General features: G+C 65.3%; 16 protein-coding genes. 9 read left to right on the forward strand and 7 right to left on the reverse strand.

Annotation, left to right across the window (positions count from 1 at the left end; all coding sequences use genetic code 11):
• The first annotated feature begins 70 nt into the window (after nt 1–70).
• From AB7M16_RS02740 to AB7M16_RS02755, 4 genes are all read left to right on the forward strand, one after another.
• Entirely contained in the window at nt 71–1,048 is a 978-nt protein-coding gene (locus AB7M16_RS02740) for a Vgb family protein (RefSeq protein ID WP_453943065.1), read from the forward strand.
• Between the two features lie 51 nt (nt 1,049–1,099).
• A complete protein-coding gene (queF, locus tag AB7M16_RS02745) occupies nt 1,100–1,552 on the forward strand; it encodes a preQ(1) synthase (protein ID WP_453947118.1) in 453 nt (150 codons plus the stop codon).
• 15 nt (nt 1,553–1,567) lie between these two features.
• On the forward strand, nt 1,568–2,368 hold the full coding sequence (locus AB7M16_RS02750; RefSeq protein ID WP_453943066.1) for a substrate-binding domain-containing protein: 801 nt from the start codon (nt 1,568–1,570) through the stop codon (nt 2,366–2,368).
• A gap of 147 nt (nt 2,369–2,515) precedes the next feature.
• Nucleotides 2,516–3,157: a glutathione S-transferase family protein gene (locus tag AB7M16_RS02755; RefSeq protein WP_453943067.1), complete on the forward strand. Its 642-nt coding sequence runs from the start codon at nt 2,516–2,518 to the stop codon at nt 3,155–3,157.
• A gap of 101 nt (nt 3,158–3,258) precedes the next feature.
• On the opposite strand, the gene glsA is transcribed toward AB7M16_RS02755, so the two are convergent.
• The 4 genes from glsA to AB7M16_RS02775 all read right to left on the reverse strand — a co-directional run bounded on the left by glsA (nt 3,259) and on the right by AB7M16_RS02775 (nt 7,762).
• Nucleotides 3,259–5,133: a glutaminase A gene (gene glsA, locus AB7M16_RS02760; protein WP_453943068.1), complete on the reverse strand. Its 1,875-nt coding sequence runs from the start codon at nt 5,131–5,133 to the stop codon at nt 3,259–3,261.
• Nucleotides 5,134–5,242: 109 nt separating this feature from the next.
• Nucleotides 5,243–6,451 carry an MFS transporter gene (locus AB7M16_RS02765; protein WP_453943069.1) on the reverse strand — a complete coding sequence of 403 codons (1,209 nt, stop codon included), beginning with the start codon at nt 6,449–6,451 and terminating at the stop codon, nt 5,243–5,245.
• Nucleotides 6,451–7,314 carry a 3-deoxy-8-phosphooctulonate synthase gene (gene kdsA / locus AB7M16_RS02770; protein ID WP_453943070.1) on the reverse strand — a complete coding sequence of 288 codons (864 nt, stop codon included), beginning with the start codon at nt 7,312–7,314 and terminating at the stop codon, nt 6,451–6,453. Before kdsA ends, AB7M16_RS02765 begins: the two co-directional genes overlap by 1 nt.
• A 121-nt stretch (nt 7,315–7,435) precedes the next feature.
• A complete protein-coding gene (locus tag AB7M16_RS02775; protein ID WP_212257207.1) occupies nt 7,436–7,762 on the reverse strand; it encodes an NIPSNAP family protein in 327 nt (108 codons plus the stop codon).
• Nucleotides 7,763–7,974: 212 nt separating this feature from the next.
• On the opposite strand from AB7M16_RS02775, the gene AB7M16_RS02780 reads away from it, so the two are divergent.
• Nucleotides 7,975–9,633, forward strand: a complete 1,659-nt coding sequence (locus AB7M16_RS02780) for a hypothetical protein (protein ID WP_453943071.1) — start codon at nt 7,975–7,977, stop codon at nt 9,631–9,633.
• Between the two features lie 42 nt (nt 9,634–9,675).
• Here the strand turns inward: AB7M16_RS02780 and AB7M16_RS02785 are convergent, their stop codons facing one another.
• The 3 genes from AB7M16_RS02785 to tpiA form a co-directional block, all read right to left on the reverse strand.
• Nucleotides 9,676–11,307 (reverse strand): CTP synthase, encoded by a 1,632-nt coding sequence (locus AB7M16_RS02785; RefSeq protein ID WP_212257209.1) that lies wholly within the window; start codon nt 11,305–11,307, stop codon nt 9,676–9,678.
• A 166-nt stretch (nt 11,308–11,473) separates the two neighbouring features.
• Nucleotides 11,474–11,857, reverse strand: coding sequence for a preprotein translocase subunit SecG (gene secG, locus AB7M16_RS02790; RefSeq protein ID WP_036009912.1), 384 nt, complete (start codon nt 11,855–11,857; stop codon nt 11,474–11,476).
• 146 nt (nt 11,858–12,003) lie between these two features.
• Nucleotides 12,004–12,762 carry a triose-phosphate isomerase gene (gene tpiA / locus AB7M16_RS02795; protein WP_453943072.1) on the reverse strand — a complete coding sequence of 253 codons (759 nt, stop codon included), beginning with the start codon at nt 12,760–12,762 and terminating at the stop codon, nt 12,004–12,006.
• Between the two features lie 277 nt (nt 12,763–13,039).
• Between tpiA and AB7M16_RS02800 the strand changes: the two genes are divergently transcribed.
• Genes AB7M16_RS02800 through moaC form a run of 4 tightly spaced genes read left to right on the forward strand, consistent with a single transcriptional unit; the run spans nt 13,040 to nt 17,331 of the window.
• Complete coding sequence (locus AB7M16_RS02800) at nt 13,040–14,938, forward strand: SurA N-terminal domain-containing protein (RefSeq protein WP_453943073.1); 1,899 nt, start codon at nt 13,040–13,042, stop codon at nt 14,936–14,938.
• 14 nt (nt 14,939–14,952) lie between these two features.
• Nucleotides 14,953–15,966, forward strand: coding sequence for an anthranilate phosphoribosyltransferase (gene trpD / locus AB7M16_RS02805; protein WP_172783616.1), 1,014 nt, complete (start codon nt 14,953–14,955; stop codon nt 15,964–15,966).
• A gap of 8 nt (nt 15,967–15,974) precedes the next feature.
• A complete protein-coding gene (trpC, locus tag AB7M16_RS02810) occupies nt 15,975–16,796 on the forward strand; it encodes an indole-3-glycerol phosphate synthase TrpC (protein ID WP_453943074.1) in 822 nt (273 codons plus the stop codon).
• Nucleotide 16,797: 1 nt separating this feature from the next.
• Nucleotides 16,798–17,331: a cyclic pyranopterin monophosphate synthase MoaC gene (gene moaC / locus AB7M16_RS02815; RefSeq protein WP_453943075.1), complete on the forward strand. Its 534-nt coding sequence runs from the start codon at nt 16,798–16,800 to the stop codon at nt 17,329–17,331.
• The last annotated feature ends 69 nt before the right edge of the window (nt 17,332–17,400 follow it).

A 17,400-nucleotide genomic window follows, 5' to 3' on the forward strand; every position in this document is an offset into this window, starting at 1 on the left:
GCCTCAGACTATGCTCCGCCGCACCTGGTCCGCGTGCCCAACCTCAATCTCAAACAGTCGGGGTAACGCCATGAATCGCCGCCAGTTTCTTGCTTCGAGCGCCGCGCTGCTTGCCGCCCGCCCAGGTTTTGCGCAGGAAGGCCCGTTCCGGACGAGATACTATCCCATCAGGCCGGGCATCGGCCTGCATGATCTCACCCCCGCCCCCGACGGCACCATCTGGTTCACGGCGCAGGGCAAGGGCCTGCTCGGCAGACTCGATCCACGCGATGGCCGTTTCAAGACGGTCAGCCTCGGCCAGGGCGCGGCCCCACACGGCGTGACGATCGGCCCCGACGGCGCGCCCTGGATCACCGAGGGCGGCCAGAACGCGATCGCGCGCGTCGATCCTTCCGATCTCAGCGTCACGCTGTTCCGCTTGCCGGCAAAGTTCGCCTCAGCCAATCTCAACACCGGCGTGTTCGACAAGGACGGCACCTATTGGTTCACCGGGCAATCCGGCTATTACGGCCGGCTGTCTCCGAAGACCGGCGAGATGAATGTGTTCAAGGCGCCGAAGGGGGTCGGCCCCTACGGCATCACGGTAACGCCCAAGGGCGATGTCTGGTACGCCTCCCTCGCCGGCAGCCATATCGCGAAGATCGACCGCGCGGGCGGCAATGCGACCGTGGTCGAGCCGCCGACCCCGAACCAGGGCTCGCGGCGCGTCTGGTCGGATTCGAAAGGCCGGATCTGGGTCAGCGAGTGGAACAGCGGCTATGTCTCGGTGCATGATCCCGACGACGGCTCGTGGAAGACCTGGAAGCTGCCGGGCGAACGTCCCCGCGCCTATGCCGTGTATGTCGATGACAAGGACAAGGTCTGGCTGACCGATTTCTCCGCCAACGCCATCGTCCGCTTCGATCCCACCACCGAGAAGTTCACCGTCTTCGCCAGCGACAAGGCCAACGCCAATGTCCGCCAGCTCGACGGCCGTCCGGGCGAGCTGTGGGGCTGCGAGTCCGGCAACGACCGCATCGTCATGATCCAGACGATCGCCGCCGGTTGACGGCAGCGGCATTTGCGTCCATCCCGGCATCCGAAACAGGATGTGACGATGATGGCGAAAAAATCCCTCCAGCTCGGCCGCGCGGTCGAGTGGCCGCACACGCCGGAAGAAGCCCAGCTCGACCGCGTGCCCAATCCGCAGAAAGGCACGGAATATCTGGTGCGCTTCACGGTGCCGGAATTCACCTCGCTCTGCCCGGTCACGGGCCAGCCGGATTTCGCGCATCTGATGATCGACTACGCGCCGGGGGCGTGGCTGCTGGAATCGAAATCGCTCAAGCTCTACATCGCGAGCTTCCGCAATCACGGCGCCTTCCACGAGGACTGCACCGTGATGATCGGCAAGCGCATCGCTTCCGAGATCAAGCCGAAATTCTTGCGCATCGGCGGCTATTGGTATCCGCGTGGCGGCATCCCGATCGACGTGTTCTGGCAGACCGGCCGCGTGCCGAAGGGCCTGTGGGTGCCTGAGCAAGGCGTCGCGCCCTATCGCGGACGGGGCTAGTTGGAGACGACGACGATGACATCAATCTCCGCAACATTCCGTAACTTTGCCCTAGGCGTCCTCGGCGTCCTCTTGCTGACCGGCACATCGGATGCCGCTGAGGTGCGGGTGATGATCTCCGGCGGACTGACGGCCGCCTACAAGGCGCTCGTGCCGGAATTCGAGAAGGCCACGGGCAACAAGGTGCTCACGGAATATGGGCCGTCGATGGGAACGACCGCCAACGCGATTCCCGTCCGGCTCGAGCGCGGCGAGCCGGCCGACGTACTGATCATGGTGGGTTATGCCCTGAGCGACCTCGCGAGCAAAGGCAAGGTCGTCGCCGGCAGCCAGGTCAATCTCACGAGGTCACCGATCGGAATCGCGGTGAAATCGGGCGCGCCGAAGCCGGACATCAGCTCGGCCGATGCCGTCAAGCGCGCGCTGCTGGCGGCGAAGACGATCGCCTATTCCGACAGCGCCAGCGGCGTCTACGTCTCGACCGAGATGTTCGACAAGCTCGGCATTGCCGACGTCATGAAGGACAAGGCCCGCAAGATTCCGGCAACGCCGGTCGGCGAGATCGTCGCGCATGGCGAGGCCGAGCTCGGCTTTCAGCAGATCAGCGAATTGAAGCCCGTCAAGGGCATCGACATCGTCGGACCGCTGCCGGACGAATTGCAGAAGATTACGATTTTCTCGGCTGGGATTGCGACGGTCGCGAAGGAGCCGGACGCTGGCCGCGCCTTGATAAACTTCCTCGCCTCCCCCGCCGCGCGCGACGCGATCATCGCGAGCGGGATGGAGCCGATTCCGGCGGCTGACGGGGCGAAGTGAGACAACCCGGCCCGTGTCCGGACGCGGTGCAGCGTGAAACGCTGCGCCGCTGGCGCGGACCCGGCGCGACGAATAGCAGATCGACGTTGCGCGCGTGGCTTACCTCTGCGAGTCAGTATTTCTAGCCCAATCTAGGAACGCTTAGCTATGCTCACCGTCTATGGCGAAGGTCGTGGCTTCCGTGTTGTTTGGCTGCTTGAGGAATTGGGGTTGGCTTATCGGCTGCGCCCGGTCGATCTGCTGGCAGCCGAGGTTGATCGCGATTTCCTCGCGATCAACCCCGCCGGCTTCATTCCCGCACTGCAGGACGGCGAGACGATCATGGTCGAGTCGATCGCGATTCTTGAGTACCTGCTCGCCCGCCACCGCTCAGATTCGCTGGCCGTCGCCCCGCATGATCCCGCCTTCGCTTCCTATCTGCAATTTCTCCACTTGGGCGAGGCCGGGCTCGCCGGGCCGATGAACGCCGTACTTGTCGGTCGCAACCTGGCGCCCGAAGCCGAACGAGATGCCCGGGTTACCTGCTGGGCACTCGAGACCTTCCAGAGCCGGCTGGGGTTGGTGATCCGCCGCCTCGCCGATTGCCCCTATCTCGCCGGCGACCGATTCACTGCTGCCGATATCTCGGTGAGCTACGCCCTCCTGCTCGGCCTGCGAACTGGCAACTACGTCCCCGGTTCTACCGAGCGGGACTATCTCGCTCGCACGACGGCACGCCCTGCCTACGCCCGAGCGATGGAAAGCTGCCAGGCCACCAAGGCTTGGGCGGCGAGATCACCGGGATTGTAGTGCTCGCTTCATCGGAAGCGGCCAAGCGCCTAGTTCCTTGTGGGCTTCCGAGTGGTGCGTGATCGAGCCGCTCCTGCCCAACAGGCTTACGAGTCTACGGCCTAATACGCGCTCAGCAAGTCCACCTTGGCATTCGCCAGCACCAGGCGCCGCGCCAGGATCGCGGCGAGATTGCGCATGATCTTCAACGACGTTTCGGGGTGCAACCGGCGGTAATCGGCAAAGCTGTCGAGCGGCAGTTCGAGGCAGGTGACGGGCGTGTCGGCCAAGACGTCGGCGCTGCGGCTTTGCTCCAGGATCGCCATCTCGCCGAATTCCATGCCGGGGCCGAGGGAAGCGAGCCGAACGCCGCTGCGCAGCTTCACGCTGACCATGCCGCTCTGGAGAAAGAACAGCGAATTGGCGGGCTCGCCTGCCGCGATGATGCGCTGGCCGGCCGCATAATGCCGCGTGGTCGACAGCTTGATGATCGCGGCGATCTCCTCGGCGTCGAGCTCGGCCAGCAGCGCCTGCTCGCCGAGATGCGCGCTCTCCTTGAGATCGGTGAAGCCGCCGAAGCGGTAGATCACCTGGTCTTCGGCCCATTCGATGGCATCGTCGAGCAGTGCGAAGCGGCGCAGCCGACGCGGCTCGGCGGTGCGCGCGGCGATCGCGCTCCACACCGCGGAGTTGGTCTCGAAGCCGGACAGGATGGCGGTGACGCCGGCATTGCCGAGCGCGGCCAGCGTCTCGCCGAGCAGCGCAGCGCCGGCCGCGGTGATGTCAGGGACACGGCGGAAATCGATGATCAGCAGCGGCGCGTTCGGCGGCTCGCTGGTGAGCCGTCGGGTGACGTAGTCGATGGTGGCGAAATTCATCGCACCGACCAGCTCGAGCACGCGGATGTCGCTGTGTCGTTCGTCGAGGATCTGCTGCTCGTGTGGCTGGCGGCTGCGGCGCGAGGAGATGCCGTAGACGTCGTAATCCGCCATGATGCTGGTGCGGACGTCGGCGTTGCGATTGAGCATGTGCAGGTCGAACCGCGCCGACAGCGCCTCGCAGACCTTCAGGCCGCGCACGCTGTTGAAATGGTTGTCGAGCAGCGGCGAGAAGGTGCCGAGCCCGAGCTGCGAGGGCAGCGCCGCGACGATGCCGCCGCCGACGCCGCTCTTGGCGGGAATGCCGACGCGATAGGTCCACTCACCGGCATAGTCGTACATGCCTGAGCTCGTCATCACCGAGAGCGTGCGCGCGACGATATGCGGCGTGATCACCTGCACGCCCGTCACCGGATTGATGCCCCGATTGGCGAGCGTTGCCGCCATCACCGCGAGGTCGCGCGCGGTGACCAGGATCGCGCATTGGCGGAAATAGACGTCGAGCACGGCATCGACGTCGTCGGGCAGCACCGCGTAATTCCGCAGCAGCCACGCAATTGCCCGATTGCGATTGCCGGTCGCGGTCTCCGACGCGTGTACGGCCTCGTCGACGCTGAGCTCGCGGCCGGCGAACGCGCTGAGCTTGGCGCGGACGCGCTCGAAGGCGCCCTTCCCTTCGACCTCATAGATAAGGCCCGAGCAGGCGATCGCGCCGGCATTGACCATGGGGTTGAAGGGACGATTGTCGTTGGTGAGCCGGATCGAGTTGAAGGCCTCGCCGCTCGGCTCGACACCGATCGTGGCCGAGACGCGCGCCTCGCCGACCATCTCCAGCGCCAGCGCGAAGACGAAGGCTTTGGACACCGACTGGATCGTGAACGGCACCTCGCTGTCGCCGACCTCGTAGACATGGCCGTCGATGGTGACGAGCGCGATGCCGAAATGATCGGGATTGGCGCGCTTCAGCTCGGGAATGTAGTCGGCAAGCTCGCCGGAATTGTCGGTCCGGAATTCGGCGTGGCAATCGGTGAGGAAGCGCCGCAGCGGCGGCTTGGTGGGATATCCGGTCGAGCGGGCTGGACCGGCTGCGCTGGCCGAATGACTGGTCTGGACGTCCACGGTCTCACACCTCGATTTGCCCAGAATCAAAGCAATTCGTGTGCCATGTATACCGGGCCGATGGTGTCGTGGTGGGGAGCAATGCCGCCCTGGCGTCGCCGAATCGACGTTAGCGCGCGTCCGCCGGAGCGCGCGACCTGAGGAATCGCGCACAGACGAGGCCCAGCACCACCATGATCGCGGCGCTTGCGAGCAATGTCGGTGTCTTGCCGGCATGCTGCAGCCCGAAGCCGTAGGCGAGCGGCCCCACCGTCTGCCCCATGAAGAAGAAGAACGAATGCAGCGACATCGCGGTCGCCCGCGCACCGATCGACAGCTCGCTGGCGAACACCTGCAGGCAGCCATGGATCATGTAGAAGCCCCAGCCCATCGCCAGCATGCTGACGAATTGCAGCTTCCAGCCGGGACCGAAGGCGAGCGCGCCGAGCTGCAACGCCACGAGGCTCGCGCCCGCGATCATCATGCCCTTGACGCCGAGCCGCGGCAGCATGCGCGAGACGGTGAGCGTGTAGAGCAACCCGCCGACCGCAAATCCCGCGATCACGATGCCCGCGATCGACAGCGATTTCTCGCCGAGATCGAACAGGAACGCGGCGATGAAGGGAAACAAGCCGAACACGCAGCAGCCTTCGACGAACACGGCCGAATAGCTGTAGCGCGTGTTGGGATTGGAGAAGATCGTGCGGTAGCCCTGCCGCAACGTCCTGAAATCCGTCTTCGGCGGCGACGTCAGCGCGGCCCCGCGAAATCCTGCCGCAACCGCCACGGCCGCGATCAGCCCGAGCGCGCCGAGGATCACCAGCACGCCGCGCCAGCCGATGAAATCGCCGATGATTCCGCTGGCGGACGAGCCGAGCAGATTGCCGGTCATCGAGCCCGCCATCGTGCGTCCGATCGCAACCTGCCGCTTGGCCGGCGCAACGAGATCGGCGGTGAGGCCGAGCGCGACAGGAAACACACCGCCTGCGGCGATGCCGGCCAGGATGCGGCTTGCGAACAATCCGGAGAAGGAGGTGGCGAGCGCGCCGAGGATGCAGGCAACGCCCAGCAGCGCCAGGCACGCCGTCATCAATCGCGCCTTGCCGAACAGATCGGCGGCCGCTCCGATCGCCGGCTGAACCAGCGCGTAGATCAGGGCAAAGCCGGCCGCGATGCTGGCGGCCGTCGTGATGCTGATCGCGAAATCATCCGCGACATGCGGCAGGACGGGATCGAGCGCGCGCGTCGACAGTGCGGCCGAGAAGCCGGCGAGCGCAATGATGTTGATCGCGGGCGGAAATTTCTGGTCGGACGACGGCCTGGTCACAGGCTGGTGCATCAGCGCGTGGTGCTCTTCGACGTCGTCTTGGCCAGCGCATCGAACGCCATCAATCGCGCGACCAGCCCCTCGAACTCGCGCAGCGGCACCATGTTCGGACCGTCCGAAGGCGCGCGATCGGGATCGGGATGGGTCTCGATGAAGACGCCGGCAACGCCGACCGCGACAGCTGCACGCGCCAACACCGGCACGAATTCGCGCTCGCCGCCCGAGGACGTCCCCTTCCCGCCCGGCTGCTGCACCGAATGGGTGGCGTCGAAGATGACGGGCGCGCCGGTGGTGCGTGCAAGGATCGGCAGCGCGCGCATGTCGGACACGAGCGTGTTGTAGCCGAACGAGGCGCCGCGCTCGGTGACGAGCACGTTCGGATTGTTCGCGCTGGTGATCTTGGTCACGACGTTGGCCATGTCCCAGGGCGCCAGAAACTGGCCCTTCTTGACGTTGACGACCTTGCCGGTCGCAGCCGCCGCCAGCAGCAGATCGGTCTGCCGGCACAGGAAGGCCGGAATTTGCAGGATGTCCACCGCCTGCGCCACCTCGGCACATTGCGTGGCTTCGTGCACGTCGGTCAGCACGGGCAAGCCGAGCGAGGATCGGATCTCCGCGAAGATCGGCAGCGACTGCGCAAGGCCCAGCCCGCGCGCCGCCGCCGCGCTGGTGCGGTTGGCCTTGTCGAACGAGGTCTTGTAGACGAGGCCGATGTTCAGCCGCGCCGCGATCTCCTTCAGCGCGGAGGCGACCTCCAGCGCATGCTGGCGGCTCTCGAGCTGGCAGGGCCCAGCAATGACCGAGATCGGCAGATCATTGCCGAATTTGACCCTGCCGACGGTGACGACCGGCGCTGCTGACGTCGAAGAGCTCAAGGCAAATCCCTCGTTTCGGCGCGACCATAGCCGCCATGAGGGTCGGATCAACCCCTCTTCCGCCCGGGCGGTCCGAATATCAGGGTTGCGCCAGGGTCCCCCCAAGCCGCGCTGGCGTTGGCTATTTCACCGCCGAGAAAGCGGTCGGCGCCAGGATCTGGCTGACGATATTGGCAACGATCTGCCCGTCGGATTCGCTCTCGGCGCGGGCCTTCATCCAGTCCGGATCGGTCATGAACGCGGCCCACTTCTTCTCGCGCTCGGCAAGCGAGTCCCAAGCGAGGAAATAGGTCAGCTCCTGGTTGGATTCACCGATCACGGTCGTGAAGAACCCCGCCTGCTTGATGCCGTGCTTCTCCCAGATCTTCAGCGTGGCAGCCTCGAACCGCTTGAGCAATGCCGGCAGGCGGCCGGGCAGGCAGCGATAGACGCGCATTTCGTAGATCATTCATGGTCCTCCCTGACAGGAGCGGCGGTTATACCCGCTGGCCACAACTCTGTCTTGGGCCTCGCCCGGGCGCCCCTCATGGCGTTTCGTGCATAGCTCGATAGCAGGGGGCCGGCGCTCTTGATAATGTGCGCTCGGTCCTGGCGTATCAGCCGCCGACGGCCCGAGAGCAATCGGCGAAACGACCGAAGCGATCAAAGGAGGCAGAGGCAATGACCTATTTTGATCTCGGACCGTACAGCCGCAAAATCACCACGACTTCGCCTGATGCGCAGCTCTGGTTTGACCGAGGGCTCAACTGGGTGTTCGGATTCAACCACGGCGAGGCGATCAAATGTTTTCGCAAGGCGCTCGAGTTCGATAACAGCTGCGCCATGGCGCACTGGGGCATCGGCTACGCCGCGGGTCCCAACTACAACCTGCCCTGGGTCCGCTATGACGCACAAGGCCGTCAATTGGCGCTCGCTGCATCATACGATGCGACGCAGGACGCACTCGCGCAGGCGGACAAGGCGAGCCCGGTCGAGCAAGCGCTGATCCGCGCCCTGTCTGCGCGCTATCCGCAGCGTGAAGCGATCGAGGACATGGCGCCGTGGGACAAGGCCTTCACGCGAGAGATGCGAAAGGTCTGCGCCACGTATCCCGACGATCTCGAGGTCCGAGCCATCTTTGCCGAATCAATCATGAACGAAACGCCGTGGCTGATGTGGGACCTTGAGTCTGGAGAACCCACCAAGGGCGCCGGCACCGAGGAATGCAGGGCCGTGCTCGAACAAGCTTTCGATCGATGGCCGGCTGCGTGGAATCATCCGGGACTGCTTCATCTCTACGTCCATCTCATGGAGATGTCGCCCTTCCCGCAACGGGCGATGCGGGCCGGCGACCGGCTGCGCGCGATCGTCCCCGATAGCGGCCATCTGATCCACATGCCGACGCATCTCGACGTGCTGTGCGGGCAGTACAACGACGTCCTGCTCTACAATCAGAAGGCGCTGACGACCGACCGCAGGTTCCTCGCTTATTCGGACGATCCGGGTGTCTACCTGGTCTATGTCATCCACAACTTCCACTTCGCCATCTACGGCGCGATGTTCCTGGGTCAATACGCCCCCGCTATCGCAGCGGCCGAGGAACTCATTGCCACCGTGCCCGAGCCAGTGCTGCGCATTCAATCGCCCCCCATGGCGGACTTCCTGGAAGGCTATTTGACGATGAAGCAGCACGTTCTCGTGCGTTTCGGCAAATGGCACGACATCATTGCCCAACAGCTGCCGGAGGATCGCGAGCTATACTGCTCGGTGACGGCGATGATCCACTACGCCAAGGCGGTGGCTCATTCGGCGCTTGGCCACGTCGCCGACGCCGAAACTGAGAAAGCGTTGTTCGCACAGGCGAAGACGCGCGTGCCGGAGAGCCGGCTCGTGCACAACAACAATGTCGTCGCCCTGCTCGGCGTGGCCGAAGCCATGTTGAATGGCGAACTGGAATATCGCAAAGCCAACTACGACTTTGCGTTCGCTGAGCTGCGCAGATCGGTCGCGCTCAGCGACGCCCTGCCCTATGACGAGCCGTGGGGATGGATGCAGCCACCGCGTCACGCACTCGGCGCGCTGCTCCTGGAACAGGGACGGATCGAGGAAGCCGAGGCGGTGTACCGTTCCGATCTCGGCCTCGATGGAAAGCTGAGCCGGGCCTGCCAGCATCCCGACAATCTGTGGTCGCTTCACGGCTTGCACGAATGTCTCATGCGGCGTGGCGACAAGACCGAAAGGCCGCTGATCAAGCAGCGACTTGACCTCGCCCAGTCGCGGGCGGAGGTGCCGATCAAGGCATCTTGCTTCTGCCGCAGGATGGACATCGCGGCCGCGTAGCCGGACGTGCGAGCAAGACTTCGTCAGGGAAGACCGAGCCGGCTACACCAGCCGGCTCTGCACCATCGCCGCCTGAATGAACGAGGCGAACAGCGGATGCGGCTCGAACGGCCGCGACTTCAGCTCGGGGTGGAACTGGACGCCGATGAACCAGGGATGATCCTCGTATTCGACGATTTCAGGCAGCACGCCGTCGGGCGAGAGCCCTGAGAATTTCAGGCCGTGCTGCTCGAGGCGGTCCTTGTAGGCGGTGTTTACCTCGTAGCGATGGCGGTGACGCTCGGAGATTTCGGTCGCGCCGCCATAGACCTGCGAGACGCGGCTGCCGCGGTTGAGCGCTGCCGGATAGGCGCCAAGCCGCATCGTGCCGCCGAGGTCGCCCGCCTGCGAGCGCTTCTCGAGCTCGTTGCCGCGCAGCCACTCCGTCATCAGGCCGACCAGGGGCTCCTTGGTCGGGCCGAACTCGGTGGAGTTGGCGTCCTCGATGCCGACGAGGTTTCGCGCGGCCTCGATCACCGCCATCTGCATGCCGAAGCAGATGCCGAAATACGGCACGTCGCGCTCGCGCGCGAACTGCGCCGCCTTGATCTTGCCTTCGGCGCCGCGCTGGCCGAAGCCGCCGGGCACCAGGATGCCGTTGACGTGCTCGAGGAACGGCGCCGGATCTTCCTTCTCGAAGATCTCGCTCTCGATCCAGTCGAGATTGACCTTCACCTTGTTGGCGATGCCGCCATGCGAGAGCGCCTCGATCAGCGACTTATACGCATCCTTCATGCCGGTATACTTGCCGACGATGGCGATGGTAACGTTGCCTTCGGGGTTGCGGATGCGCTCGTTGATCTGCTGCCAGCTGCGCAGCTCCGGCGGAATCCGCGAGGCGATGCCGAAGGCGGCGAGCACTTCGTCGTCGAGGCCCGCATTGTGATAGGCCTCGGGGACCGCATAGATGTTGTCGACGTCGCGCGCCTCGATCACGGCGCTTTCGCGCACGTTGCAGAACAGCCCGAGCTTGCGCCGCTCTTCCTTCGGGATCTCGCGGTCGGTGCGGCAGAGCAGGATGTCCGGCTGGATGCCGATCGAACGCAGCTCCTTCACCGAGTGCTGCGTCGGCTTCGTCTTCAATTCGCCGGCGCTCGGAATATAGGGCAGCAGCGTCAGATGGATGTAGACGGCATGGTCGCGCGGCAGCTCGTTCTTGAGCTGGCGGATCGCCTCGAAGAACGGCAGGCCCTCGATGTCGCCGACGGTGCCGCCGATCTCGACCAGCACGAAGTCGTAATCGTCATTGCCGTCGAGAACGAATTCCTTGATGGCGTTGGTGACGTGCGGAACCACCTGGATGGTCGCGCCGAGATAATCGCCGCGGCGCTCCTTGGAGATGATGTCCTGGTAGATGCGTCCCGTGGTGATGTTGTCGGCCTTGGTCGCCGGCCGGCCGGTGAAGCGCTCGTAGTGACCGAGATCGAGATCGGTCTCCGCGCCGTCATCGGTCACGAACACTTCGCCGTGCTGATACGGCGACATCGTTCCGGGATCGAGGTTGAGATAGGGGTCGAGCTTGCGGAGGCGGACCTTGTAGCCCCGGGCCTGCAGCAGGGCACCCAGTGCCGCCGAAGCCAAACCCTTGCCGAGCGAAGAAACCACGCCGCCGGTGATGAATATGTACCGCGCCATGGGACTTAACCTCTAATCCCTCGAATTCGATTCGCCAAAGCGATTCGTATTCCGCCCCAAAGATTTTGCGGGCCTGTGGGTGATCCAGAACTGAGAGTGGTGACAGTGCCTTGATGGGGATTGTTGATGCAGGACGGTAGCCATCGCCCTGCATGGCCCCCCTGCTTTATTGCGAGCGTGGCACCTGAGGACCGGTCGGAGCCGGTGCTTGCTGCTGCTCGTCGGCCTTCTTCAGCGAGTCCAGGATGCCGCCCGAGGTCGGCGGCGCGATCGGCGATCCGCCGGCCGGCTGGGTCTGCGAGGGCTGGCCGATGATCGACGACGGCTTGCGGTCGTAACCGGCATACCAGGACAGGAACAGGCTGGTGAGAAAGAAGCCGACGGCGAGGATCGCCGTGGTCCGCGTCAGAAGGTTCGCCGTGCCGCGGCTGGACATGAAGCCCGCGCCGCCGCCCATGCCGAGCCCGCCGCCTTCCGACTTCTGGAGCAGGACGGCACCGATCATGACGGCGACGATCATGAGGTGGATGACGATGACAACGGTCTGCATGATATCCTTCCGTCACAAGCGGGCGGCGCCTGACGGCGGCCGATCGCGCTTCGCGGGTTTTCCTGAAGTTGCGCGGTGTTACACGATCGGACGTGGCAATGCCACCCCCGATCGGGGCCCGGACCCACGGTTCGGGTTGGCAGCGCTTAGTTAGGACAGCCCTTGGCAATGGCAAGGAAATCGGCCGCTTTCAGGCTGGCGCCGCCGACCAGGGCACCGTTGACGTTTTTCACCGCCATCAGCTCGGCTGCGTTCGAGGGCTTGACCGAGCCGCCGTAGAGAAGCCGCATCCTGGCCCCCTCGCCCTTGAACCTGGAGATCAGGGACTCCCGGATAAAGCCATGAATCTGCTCGACATCCTGGGCCGTGGGGGTCAGGCCCGTGCCGATCGCCCAGACCGGCTCGTAAGCCACGACCAGATTGGCGGCGGTGGAGGCATCTGGGAGCGAGCCCTGGAGCTGGCCGCGCAGGATGTCCAGGGTCTGACCCGCATCGCGCTGGCCCTGCGTTTCGCCGATGCAGACGATCGCAATGGCCCCGGCGCGCCAGGCCGCCTCGGCCTTCTGCCGGATCAGCGCATCGCCCTCGCCGTGGTCGGCGCGGCGCTCGGAATGCCCGACAATAACGGCCGTTGCGCCTGCATCCACGAGCATTTCGGCAGCGATATCGCCGGTATGGGCGCCGGAGGCCTTGGGATGGCAGTCCTGGGCCCCGACCGCAACCTTCTTGCCGCGCGCCTTCTCGGCAAACGCCACAATCAGGGTCGCCGGCGGGCAGACCAGCAGGTCCGCCTTGCCAGCCACGTCTGCCGCGCCGTTGAGCATGGCGTCGAATTCGGCAGCCTGGGCCTTCAGGCCGTTCATTTTCCAGTTGCCGGCGATCAGCGGTCGGATGGCGTCGGTCATGTCAGTTTCCAGCGATACGGGGTTTGTTCATGCGCTAGCAGAGGACCTGCCGCAGTTCCAGATTCTTGTTTTGACGCGTTTTCGTGGCGCGAACCGGGCTCCGCTTCGCTTGAAAACGCTTTGGGACTCTTAACCGCAGCTTCTCGCCGTCGCATGAGGCGAGGTTGCGGGGGGAAAGCCGCCACTTTATGATGATCTATCAATTTGGTGACGCGCTTTTGCGGAATCTGCATTAAGACGCGCTCCGTTCCCCTCCTGACCAAACAAGTTGGACCAAATGCTCCGAGGAATGCGTAAGGCCTCATCGAACTGGCTCGGCAAGACCATTATGGCCGTGGTGATGGGCGTGTTGATCGTCAGTTTCGGCATTTGGGGCATCGCCGACATCTTCAAGGGCTTCGGGCAGTCCACGGTGGCCAAGATCGGCCGCACCGAGATTTCGCTCAACGAGTTCCGTCAGATCTACACCGACCGCCTGCAGCAGATCAGCCGCCAGTTCGGCCGTCCGCTGACGCCCGACCAGGCGCGCGCCTTCGGCCTGGATCGCCAAGTGTTGCAGCAGACCATTGCCGAGGCCGCCCTCGACGAAGAGGCGCGCCGGCTCGGACTTGGCCAGTCCGACGAGCAGATCCGCCAGCTCATCATGAACGATCCCAACTTCAAGGGCGTCGGCGGCAATTTCGACGCGAACCGCTTCCAGGCCTTGATCCGCAACTTCGGCTACACCGAACAGCGCTATGTCGCCGAGCAGCGCAAGGTGTCGCTGCGCCGGCAGATCACCGGCACGGTCGGTGCCGGCCTCGAGCCGCCCAAGGCCATGATCGACGTGCTGACGCGGTTCCAGAACGAGCAGCGCGCCATTGAATTCGCCAAGCTCGATGCTGCGCAGGCCGGCACCATCGAGGCGCCCTCGCCCGAAGCCCTCGCGACCTATTTCGAGGACCACAAGGTCCAGTTCCGCGCGCCCGAATATCGCAAGATCGCCTTCGTCGTGATCTCGCCGGAAGAAATCGGCAAATGGACCGAGGTCTCCGATGAGGATGCCAAGAAGATGTTCGAGCAGCGCAAGGACCGGCTCGGCACGCCGGAGAAGCGCCAGATCCACCAGATCGTGTTTCCCAACGAGGCCGAGGCCAAGGCGGCACGCGAGCGCCTCGCCGGCGGCATGTCGTTCGAGGACCTCGGCAAGGAGCGCGGTCTCAGCGCTTCCGACGTCGATCTTGGACTGGTGACCAAGTCGGCGCTCGATCCTGCGGTTGGGACTGCTGCATTCGCGCTTCAGGCTGGTGAGATCAGCCAGCCGATTCAGGGCGCCCTCGGCACCTCGATCGTCAAGGTCGACAAGATCGAGCCGGGCGTGGAAGCCGATTACGCCAAGCTCGCCGGCGACATCAAGCGCGAGATCGCGACTGAGCGCGCGCGGCTCAAGGTCGCCGATCTCCGCGACAAGATGGAAGACGAGCGCGGCGGCGGCTCCAGCGTCATCGACGCGGCGCAGAAGCTCGGCCTCACTGCCGTGACCATCGAAGCCGTCGACCGCTCCGGCCGCGCCCCGAACGGCCAGCCGATCGCCAACATCCCGCAAGGCCTCGACGTGGTGTCGCAGGCCTTCAACACCGACGTCGGCGTCGACAACGACGCGATCTCGTTCAAGGGTGGTTATGTCTGGTACGACGTGCTCGCCATCACGCCCTCGCGCGACCGCAATCTCGACGAGGTCCGCGACCAGGTCGAGGCGCGCTGGCGCCAGGACCAGATCGCGACCAAGCTGAAGGCCAAGGCGACCGAGATGGTGCAGAAGCTCGAAGCGGGCGGCAAGCTCGCCGACGAGGCCGCCGCGATCGGCGCCAAGGTCGAGGCCGCGACCGGCTTCAAGCGCGACGACTCGCCCGCCGGCGTGCCCGGCACCGTCGTGGCGGCGGCCTTCCGCACCGCCAAGGATGGCATCGGACAGACGGCCGTGAGCGGCGGCAGCGAGATGATCGTCTTTCGCGTCACCGAGATCATCGATCCCGCGGTCGACTTTGCCTCGGACGCGGTCAAGAAGCTGAAGGAGAGCCTCGACCGCGCCCAGACCGAGGAGCAGGTCGCTTCCTACGTCAACAAGCTTGAAACCGACATCGGGACCACCATTAATCAGGCCGCCTTCGCGCAGGTGACCGGCGCGAACCAGTGAGTTGAAAGCACGCGATGGACGACCTGAAATCTATCATTGGAAAAGTGGCGACCGGCGCCAGCCTGTCGCGTGACGAAGCCGCTTCCGCCTTCGATGCCATGATGAGCGGCGAGGCCACGCCCTCGCAGATGGGCGGGCTTCTGATGGCGCTGCGGGTGCGCGGCGAGACCGTGGACGAAATCACCGGCGCGGTCGCGGCGATGCGCTCGAAGATGCTGACCGTGCAGGCGCCGCCCGAGGCGGTCGACATCGTCGGCACAGGCGGCGACGGCTCCGGCTCGGTCAACGTCTCGACCTGCGCGTCCTTCATCGTCTCGGGCGCCGGCGTGCCGGTGGCCAAGCACGGCAACCGCGCGCTGTCGTCTCGCTCGGGCGCCGCCGACGTGCTGGCCTCGCTCGGGGTGAAGATCGATCTCAAGCCGGGGCAGGTCGGCCGCTGCGTGCGCGAATGCGGCATCGGCTTCATGTTCGCCCCCGCCCACCATCCCGCCATGAAGAACGTCGGCCCGACCCGCGTCGAGCTTGCCACGCGTACGATCTTCAACCTGCTCGGCCCCCTGTCCAACCCGGCCGGCGTGAAGCGGCAGATGGTCGGCGTGTTCTCCAGGCAATGGGTGCAGCCGCTGGCGCAGGTGCTGAAGAACCTCGGCTCCGACTCCGCCTGGGTGGTGCACGGTTCCGACGGTCTCGACGAGATCACCCTCACCGGTCCGACCTTCGTCTCCGCGCTCCACAACGGCGAAATCCGGAATTTCGAGGTGACGCCGGAGGAAGCCGGGCTCCCGCGTTGCGAGGCCGGTGCGCTCAAAGGCGGTGACGCCGACGCCAATGCGATCGCGTTGCAGAGCGTGCTCGACGGCAAGCAGAGCCCCTATCGCGACGTGGCGCTGATCAACGCCGCCGCCGCGCTGGTCGTGGCCGGCCGCGCCAAGGACCTCAAGGAAGGCGTCGCGATCGGCGTCCGCTCGATCGACAGCGGCGCGGCCAACGCGAAGCTGAAGCACCTGGTCGCGGTCTCCAACAGCTGAACTCCCGCATGTCTGACATCCTGACCAAGATCGAGACCTACAAGCGCGAGGAGATCGCGGCGGCGAAGCGCGCGCGTCCGCTCTCCACGGTCGAGGCGCAAGCCAAGGCCGCCTCCGAGCCGCGCGGTTTCCTGCGCGCGATCAAGGCCAAGCACGCCAAGGGCGGCTACGCGCTGATCGCCGAGATCAAGAAGGCCTCGCCCTCCAAGGGTCTCATTCGCGCCGATTTCGACCCGCCGGCACTCGCAAAGGCCTATGAGGCGGGCGGCGCAGCCTGCCTGTCGGTGTTGACCGACACGCCCTCGTTCCAGGGCCATCTCGACTTCATGGTGGCCGCGCGCGAAGCAACCTCGCTCCCCGTGCTGCGCAAGGATTTCTTGTTCGATCCCTACCAGGTGGTCGAGGCGCGCGCACACGGCGCCGACTGCATCCTGATCATCATGGCGGCGCTCGATGACGCCGCCGCCAGGGAGCTCGAGGACGCCGCCATCGCCCATGGCATGGACGTCTTGATCGAGATCCACGACCGTACCGAGCTCGACCGGGCGCTGAAGTTGCGGTCGCCGATGATCGGCGTCAACAACCGCAATTTGCGTACCTTCGAGACCACGCTGGCGACCAGCGAGGCGCTGGCGCCGCTGATCCCCGCGGATCGGCTGATGGTCGGCGAGAGCGGCATCTTCACGCAAGAAGACCTCGCCCGGCTGGAGCGCATCGGCATGTCGACGTTCCTGGTCGGCGAGAGCCTGATGCGGCAGGCCGACGTCACGGCGGCGACGCGCGCGCTGCTCGCGCGCGAGGCGACGGCGCGCGCGGCGGGCACGCGCTGAGATGGCGCGCAAGCCAGCAAAGACCAGGTCAGCCAAGACGAAGCAGGCCAAAGCCAAGGCCGGCCCCGCCCTCACCCATATCGGCGCCTCCGGCGAGGCGCGGATGGTCGACGTCTCGGACAAGCCCGCGACAGAGCGGCTTGCGGTCGCCGAGGGACGCGTCGTCATGACCAGGACGACGCTCGATCTGATCGTGTCCGGCAACGCCAAGAAAGGCGACGTGCTCGGCACCGCGCGCATCGCCGGCATCATGGCCGCCAAGCGCACCTCGGAGCTGATCCCGCTCTGTCATCCGCTCGCGCTGTCGAAGGTCATTGTCGACATCGAGCCTGACGCAAAGCTGCCGGGCTGCATGGTGCGGGCCAGCGTGAAGGTGACGGGACCGACCGGCGTCGAGATGGAGGCGCTCACGGCGGTATCGGTCGCCTGCCTCACCATCTACGACATGATCAAGGCAGTCGAGCGCGGCGTGCGCATCGAGGGCATCCGTCTCGTCGAGAAGCTCGGCGGCAAATCCGGCCATTACCGCGTCTGAAGCGGGCTTGCGTTGACGCGTGGCTTTCGCGCCGCGCGCATGGATTGCTTTTGCGAGCGACCGTTCACG

The sequence above is a fragment of the Bradyrhizobium sp. USDA 372 genome (assembly GCF_053629095.1).

Bases quoted from the DNA above. Each gene is read 5' to 3' on its own strand.
- AB7M16_RS02740 (WP_453943065.1), top strand. From the start codon at position 71: ATGAATCGCCGCCAGTTTCTTGCTTCGAGCGCCGCGCTGCTTGCCGCC.
- queF (WP_453947118.1), top strand. From the start codon at position 1,100: ATGGCGAAAAAATCCCTCCAGCTCGGCCGCGCGGTCGAGTGGCCGCAC.
- AB7M16_RS02750 (WP_453943066.1), top strand. From the start codon at position 1,568: ATGACATCAATCTCCGCAACATTCCGTAACTTTGCCCTAGGCGTCCTC.
- AB7M16_RS02755 (WP_453943067.1), top strand. From the start codon at position 2,516: ATGCTCACCGTCTATGGCGAAGGTCGTGGCTTCCGTGTTGTTTGGCTG.
- AB7M16_RS02765 (WP_453943069.1), bottom strand. From the start codon at position 6,451: ATGCACCAGCCTGTGACCAGGCCGTCGTCCGACCAGAAATTTCCGCCC.
- AB7M16_RS02775 (WP_212257207.1), bottom strand. From the start codon at position 7,762: ATGATCTACGAAATGCGCGTCTATCGCTGCCTGCCCGGCCGCCTGCCG.
- AB7M16_RS02780 (WP_453943071.1), top strand. From the start codon at position 7,975: ATGACCTATTTTGATCTCGGACCGTACAGCCGCAAAATCACCACGACT.
- AB7M16_RS02785 (WP_212257209.1), bottom strand. From the start codon at position 11,307: ATGGCGCGGTACATATTCATCACCGGCGGCGTGGTTTCTTCGCTCGGC.
- secG (WP_036009912.1), bottom strand. From the start codon at position 11,857: ATGCAGACCGTTGTCATCGTCATCCACCTCATGATCGTCGCCGTCATG.
- tpiA (WP_453943072.1), bottom strand. From the start codon at position 12,762: ATGACCGACGCCATCCGACCGCTGATCGCCGGCAACTGGAAAATGAAC.
- AB7M16_RS02800 (WP_453943073.1), top strand. From the start codon at position 13,040: ATGCTCCGAGGAATGCGTAAGGCCTCATCGAACTGGCTCGGCAAGACC.
- trpD (WP_172783616.1), top strand. From the start codon at position 14,953: ATGGACGACCTGAAATCTATCATTGGAAAAGTGGCGACCGGCGCCAGC.
- trpC (WP_453943074.1), top strand. From the start codon at position 15,975: ATGTCTGACATCCTGACCAAGATCGAGACCTACAAGCGCGAGGAGATC.
- moaC (WP_453943075.1), top strand. From the start codon at position 16,798: ATGGCGCGCAAGCCAGCAAAGACCAGGTCAGCCAAGACGAAGCAGGCC.